Source organism: Streptomyces sp. NPDC006655, from assembly GCF_040703965.1.
In the GTDB taxonomy this organism is placed as follows: Bacteria; Actinomycetota; Actinomycetes; order Streptomycetales; family Streptomycetaceae; genus Streptomyces.
Genome location: NZ_JBEYJU010000028.1, coordinates 1 through 5,402 on the forward strand (window position 1 = coordinate 1; position 5,402 = coordinate 5,402).

The window sequence follows — 5,402 nt, forward strand, 5'->3', positions numbered from 1 at the left end:
ATCTGGACCCTCGACAAGTCCTATCGTTCCAGGTCAGGAGCACTTCTCGCGTTTGTGATCAAGCCTCGGACAGATCACCTCACGAAAGCCCGAGGCTAGGTGGGCGCCGACGGTTGCGTGACCTTGGGGCCGGCGGACGGTGGCGCCCGGCTAGCGGGACTCAGAACTCGGCGAGGGCCTGGTCAAAGCTGCGCACCGCCAATGGCGACTCTGCCACGGACGGCCCTTACGCGGAGGAGACTCGGCCTGGAGGTGACGGGGGCGCGCCATTGGCCCCTAATGAGCCCGGGACCGGGGCGGAGAGTCGTGATGTCGCTGCCGCCATGGTCCGGCGCCGACCGTCTTGGGAGAGGGGTGCGGAGGTTGGGCTCGCCGAGGTCCGGAGCAAGGGTGGTACTGCGAGGACCTATTGCAGGCTGGAAACGCTCGGGCTGATGAGAGCCGCTCGCAGGTGCGATCCTGCGAAGGGCTGCAAGCTCTCTGTTCACTCGCTCCTTGACAAGTGCACAGGTGAGCACACTGGATGAGCAGGACAATAGGTTCCGACGGCAAGCGGTGTCCCTCCAGGTGTTCATGGAGTGCGCTCGCGACGTCCCGCTGACTGGCGAGTCGGCTCGCATGGTCGACGACCTCAGTAACCAACGGTGAGCTCCAGCGACGTCCCGGAAGCGTGGCCGCGCGCCTCGCCGCTCGGCAGCTACGCGCGGGACACATCGGGGTCGTCGCACGGGTCAGCTGGTGTTGTAGGGGGTTCTGTGTCGCAATGGGTCGCTTCGTGGCGTACAACCTTGCGAGATGCCGTCTGTCTGACCAGACACACACCTACGTGAGCTACCGGGGGGTAGTCATGCGACGGCGACGGATAGGTACAGGTACTGCACTGGCCGCGATGATGTTGGCGGGCGGTGGGACGGTGGCCGCTACGGTTCCGGCGGTGGCCGCGCCGGCGGCTGTGGACTGTGCCGTGACGTGGGGGAGCCTGGACAAGAGCGGTGACTCCGTCGTCAACAGGCGGCTGGTCGGCGTGCGGGCCGGGGAGCACGAGTGCTATGACCGGCTGGTGTTCGACGCCCAGGGTGCGGGTGCCGACCCGATCAAGTACAGCGTGCGCTACGTCGACGTCCTGCACCAGGACCCCTCCGACGCCGTGGTCCCCATCAAGGGCGGCGCCATCCTGGAGATCTCGCTGTTCTCCTCGCGCTACGACCCGGCGACCGGGCAGCCCTACCCGGCGCTTCCCGCCGTCGACGTCACCGGGTACCGGACCTTCCGGGAGTTCAAGGTCACGGGTGGGTCCGAGGGCTACACCCAGGCGGGGCTGGGCGTCCGGGCCCGGCTGCCGTTCCGGGTCTTCCAGACGGCCAACCATCTCGTGGTGGACGTGGCGCACACCTGGTGATCCCGTCCGGCCGGGGTGCGTTCACCCGGCGCACCCCGGTCGGCGGCGGTCCGGGGAGATCGGCCCGCCGGTTATGCTGCCCCGTCTCGTCAGGTCAGGGAGGAACGGCATCATGAGCGGCACCCCGATACCGCTGCCCGAGCGGATCGAGCTCGCGGACGAAGGTCTCGTCCTGCGGGACTGGACGGAGGCGGACCTGGCCGCGATGCCGGAGCTGTTCGACCATCCCGACATCGCCTACTGGACGCCGATCGTCTCCCCCTTCGACGAAGCGGCCGCCGTCGCACGACTGGACCGGGCCCGGCAGTTGCGCGCGGAGGGTACGACCATTCTGCTCGCCGTCACCGTCGACGGCCGCGCGCCGCTCGGTGAGGTGATGCTGCGGCTGGGCCCCGAGGGCGGGGAGATCGGCTACGCGATCGGCCCGGCGCACCGTGGTCAGGGGCTGGCCGTGCGGGCGGTGCGGGTCATGGCCGCGTACGCCGTCGAGCAGCTCGGCGTGGAGCGCGTCTTCCTGGAACTGGAGGCCGAGAACGCCGCCAGCGTCGCCGTGGCCACCAAGGCGGGGTTCCGACTGCTCGACGTGCCACTGATCGAGGGGGAGGAGAAGGGGCGGCCCTACGCCCTCCAGACGTGGGACCTGCCGTCACCGTCGGCTCTGGGACGCTGAGGTAGGTCGGCCGACAGGAGGCCGGAGCCGTCGTGCGTCCTCGCGCATCATGGAGCGTCCGAGTCCGCCCGCCCGGTCAGGAGCCACCACCCATGTCCGACACACCCATGTCCGACACACCCGGCGCCGACGACCCGTTGACCGCCCGACTCGCCGGTCACGTCCGGGACTTCGAGAAGCTGATCGTGCGGTACTTCGATTCGCTGGGCGGCGACGGGTGCCTCGACGTCCCGTCCTACGGTGTCCTCGCCCCGCAGAGCCTCGCGATGGTACGGGAGTTGACCCTGCGCGGCGGCAAACGCATCCGGGTGGTGGTGCTGCGGGAGGCGGCGCGGCTGGTGACGGACGAACCCGTCGCCGGGCTGGACCACGCCGCCCTCGGCGTCGAACTCCTGCACACCCACGGGCTGATCCACGACGACCTCATCGACGACAGCGCCGTCCGGCGCGGTGGTCCCTCCACCTACTACGCCTACCGTGAGCGGTTCCCCGGCCACCCCCGGGCGGCCCTCGGGCTCACCGTGCTCGCCGGTGACCTCGCGTTGGCGCTGGCCGTGCGCGTGCTGCTCGGGGCGGAGGGCGACATGTCGGTGCGGCAGGCCATGGTCGAGGTGCTGACCCGGGCCGCCGCCGAGACGGTGCTCGGGCAGGTCGTCGACCTGGAACGGGACCTCGGCGACACGGTCCCGGACGACGAAGTCCTGCACCAGGTCGCCGACTTCAAGTCCGCCCGGTACTCGCTGCTCGCCCCGCTGCACCTGGGGCTGCTGGCGGCCGGCGAGCGACCCGAGCGGTACGCGGACGAGCTGCGGCGGTACGCGCGGCTCGTCGGGATCTGCGGGCAGATGCGGGACGACTACCTGGATCTCTTCGGGGACGGCAAGGAGATGGGGAAGCCGGTCGGGACCGATGTCCGGGACGGCAGGCGCAGTTATGCCGTGGCCGCGTTGCTGTCCACGGTCGGCGGAGCGGAGCGGCGCTTGGTGGAGGCGGCCCTGGGGGACAGCAGTTCCAGCGACGAGACGATCGCCGTCGTGCGGGGGATCGCCGAGGAGCGTGGGGTGCGGGAACGACTGCGCGAGTCGATGCGGGCCCATGCCGACCAGGCGGCTCTGGTCGCCGGCGGCTGGCGCGAGCGGTGGCGGAGCGAGGCGGTCGGATTTTTCGAGGCGCTGCCCCACTGGAGCGTCGAGCGGTCCCGGTGAAGCAGGGCCTGCGCGAACGGCTTGCCACCGACGGGCGGTGAGATGTCCTGTGGATGCGTACTCTGTACCCCGCATCAAGCACACCGAGGAGAGGTCAGCCGTATGTCTGAGTCACCGAATACCGAACTGGCTTCTCAGTATGGTGAGCGCATCCAGCAGGACCTCGATCTGAACGCTGCGGAACAGGAGCGTCTCGGCGCCGAGATCGCCGCCCTCGAAGGGCAGTTGCGCGAGCTGCGGGAGAACCGGGTGGTGCTGGATCGGCTGCGGCAGGCGCTGGCCCCGCAAGCAGGGGCAACCGCACCCGACGCCGCCGAGGGAGCCGAGGCGCACGAGGCCGACCAGGCCGACCAGGTCGACGAGTCCCCCGCGTCCTCCGAGGGCGTCGAGGCCACCGGTGCCTCCGACTCCGACCGGTCCGCCGACGCCCCCGCGTCCGCGTCCGCCGGGGACGCGAAGGCCGCGGAGGTCACCGTGGCCGTCGTACCGCGTCAGAAGACCGGGTCGGCGTCGAGCGGGGCGGCCGACTCCGGCAGCGGCAAGGCGAGCTCCGGCACGGCAGGTCGAGGCAAGGCCGGCTCCGGCAAGGCCGGCTCCGGCAAGGCAGGTCCCCGCAAGGCAAGTCCTCGCAAGGTGAGCTCCCGCAAGGCCAAGACCGACGAGGCGACCCCCGCTGAGGCGCCCGCTGCTGAGGCGACCCCGGCCGAGGCGAAGCCGTCTCTCGTCGACGCCGTGCGCACCTATCTCGAACAGCAGCGGGAGCCGCGCTCCGCGGTCGAGGTCGCCGAGGCCATCAGGTCCGGCCAGCCCGGCCGGACCATCAAGACGACGGTGATCCGTACGACCTTGGAGAGCCTGGTCGCCAGGAACCTCGCCCAGCGCAGCAAGCAGGGCAGGTCGGTGTTCTACACGTCGACGGCGGCGGCGCAGGACACCCCCTGAGAGCCGCGCATGCGTTGAGCGAGCGCAGGTCGAGCGAGGTCTGCCCGGCGACCCGCCGGCCGGTGGCGGTGGGCTACAGGGAGAGCCACCGCCGTCCTGCCCGGCGGTGCGGAACCGGCGCCGACCTTTGGCCGGACCCCCTCAGGGCGTGAGCGAGCGTTCCCGCACCCGGGCCAGGTGCCCCTCGAAGACCTCCCTCGCCTCCGGGGTCAGGGTGCGCAGCGCCACCAGTGCCGTGATCACCACGTCGCACAGTTCGCCCTGCACGTCCTCCCAGGAGTGGGTGACGCCCTTGCGGGGGTTCTGGCCGGTCGCGCCGATCACCGCCTGGGCGACCTCGCCGACCTCCTCGGTGAGCTTGAGCATGCGCAGGACGAGGCCGGTCTCGCCGTCGTGCCCGCGGTGGGCGTCCAGCCAGGTCCAGAGGTCCTCGACCGAGGTCCACAGGTCCGGCGTCGGGTCAGGGGGCGCGGTTCGCTGTTCCGTCATGCCGGAGAGTCTGCCCCGTCGGTCCCGCCCGGCGCTCACTCCTCGAACAGCGCCTCCTGCTCCCCCTCCTTCGCCCGCTGCACCCGCCTGTTCCGGGCGCCGATGACCACGGCCGTCGCCGCCGCGGTCACGCCCAGCGCCGCCGGGACCATCCAGCCCCGGTCGAGGACATGGCCGAGGGCGTGGTCCAGCGAGAGCCGGCCGGGGCCCGTGACGGCGAGGCCCGCCGCGGTCAGGCCCAGGGAGGCCGCGTACTCGTAGCCGCCCTCCTGGGCGAAGAAGCCGTTCGGCATGTGCAGCGCGGCGGCGCCCGCCATCGCCCCGGCCGCCGCGGCGCCCGCCGCCGGGGTCGCCAGGCCCAGGGCCAGCAGCGTGCCGCCCCCCGCCTCCGCGAGCCCCGCCGCCATCGCGCTCTGCTTGCCGGGCGCGTACCCGACCGACTCCATGAACTGGCCGGTGCCCGCGATCCCGCCCCCGCCGAACCAGCCGAGCAGTTTCTGCGCACCGTGCGCGGCCAGCACCCCGCCGGTGCCCAGCCGGAGCAGCAGCAGCCCCACATCACGTCGGTCGTAGCAGGTCACGGTGACTCCCATCGGCGGCAACGGATCACGGGTTTCCACCGTCGCACCCGCCACACCCGAACGGCCCGTCCTCGCAGCCGTTCGGGTGGCGGCCCCGACCGAGAGGGCAACGACCG

General features: G+C 71.6%; 6 protein-coding genes. 4 read left to right on the forward strand and 2 right to left on the reverse strand.

The annotated features are described in order from the left end of the window. The first annotated feature begins 892 nt into the window (after positions 1 to 892). The 4 genes from AB0958_RS18110 to AB0958_RS18125 all read left to right on the forward strand — a co-directional run bounded on the left by AB0958_RS18110 (position 893) and on the right by AB0958_RS18125 (position 4,216). A complete protein-coding gene (locus AB0958_RS18110) occupies positions 893 to 1,399 on the forward strand; it encodes a hypothetical protein (protein WP_366891493.1) in 507 nt (168 codons plus the stop codon). 112 nt (positions 1,400 to 1,511) lie between these two features. Next, on the forward strand, positions 1,512 to 2,069 hold the full coding sequence (locus tag AB0958_RS18115) for a GNAT family N-acetyltransferase (protein WP_366891412.1): 558 nt from the start codon (positions 1,512 to 1,514) through the stop codon (positions 2,067 to 2,069). Positions 2,070 to 2,161: 92 nt separating this feature from the next. Continuing rightward, entirely contained in the window at positions 2,162 to 3,274 is a 1,113-nt protein-coding gene (locus AB0958_RS18120; protein WP_366891413.1) for a polyprenyl synthetase family protein, read from the forward strand. Positions 3,275 to 3,376: 102 nt separating this feature from the next. Then, entirely contained in the window at positions 3,377 to 4,216 is an 840-nt protein-coding gene (locus AB0958_RS18125; protein ID WP_366891415.1) for a hypothetical protein, read from the forward strand. Between the two features lie 141 nt (positions 4,217 to 4,357). Here the strand turns inward: AB0958_RS18125 and AB0958_RS18130 are convergent, their stop codons facing one another. Together AB0958_RS18130 and AB0958_RS18135 are read right to left on the reverse strand one after the other, a co-directional pair. Then, positions 4,358 to 4,705 (reverse strand): MazG-like family protein, encoded by a 348-nt coding sequence (locus tag AB0958_RS18130; RefSeq protein WP_366891416.1) that lies wholly within the window; start codon positions 4,703 to 4,705, stop codon positions 4,358 to 4,360. Positions 4,706 to 4,740: 35 nt separating this feature from the next. Next, positions 4,741 to 5,286, reverse strand: coding sequence for a DoxX family membrane protein (locus AB0958_RS18135; RefSeq protein WP_366891494.1), 546 nt, complete (start codon positions 5,284 to 5,286; stop codon positions 4,741 to 4,743). Positions 5,287 to 5,402: the final 116 nt, after the last annotated feature.